The organism is Psychrobacter sp. 1Y4 (assembly GCF_051847555.1).
The window spans coordinates 1-679 of the sequence record NZ_JBPYDE010000612.1 but is presented as its reverse complement, the minus strand read 5'-3'; the positions used below and the strand labels follow the sequence as shown (position 1 = coordinate 679).

Here is a 679-nt window from a genome sequence, read left to right as displayed (position 1 = left end):
AGCAATTGCTCGCGTTCTGGCTCGCGAGGGCGCACATGTGATCTGTCTTGATGTACCACAGCAGCAAGCTGACCTACAAAAAGTTGCCAGTGAAATCAGTGGCTCTGCATTGACAGTAGACATCACTAGCGATGACGCTGGCGCAGAAATTGCAGATGCGGCGCAAAAGCGTGGTGGTCTGGATTCAGTCATTCATAATGCTGGCGTGACTCGTGATAAGACATTGGCGAGAATGGATGAGAAAAAGTGGGACATGGTCATCGATATCAACTTGGGCAGCATTGCTAAACTGAATCGCTACTTGCTCGATAATGATGTGCTAAAAGAAAATGCCCGTATCGTATGTGTGTCATCTATTTCAGGTATCGCTGGTAACATGGGTCAGACCAATTATGCCACTTCTAAAGCGGGCGTTATTGGTTTGGTTGATGCGACTGCCAAACAGTTGGAAGACAATGCCAAAGGCATGACCATCAATGCAGTAGCACCAGGATTTATCGAAACACAAATGACGGAAGCAATTCCGTTTGCTATTCGCGAAGCTGGTCGTCGTATGAACTCAATGAGCCAAGGCGGCTTGCCAGTTGACGTGGCTGAGACCATCGCATGGTTGGCTTCACCTGCTTCGGGTGGCCTAAATGGCAACACCGTTCGTGTTTGTGGTCAAAGCTTACTTGGC

At 48.6% G+C, this 679-nt stretch carries 1 protein-coding gene; it reads left to right on the top strand.

The annotated features are described in order from the left end of the window. Positions 1–679: SDR family oxidoreductase (locus ACS8FC_RS17890; RefSeq protein ID WP_439297783.1), on the top strand; the 679-nt coding region annotated here is incomplete at both ends.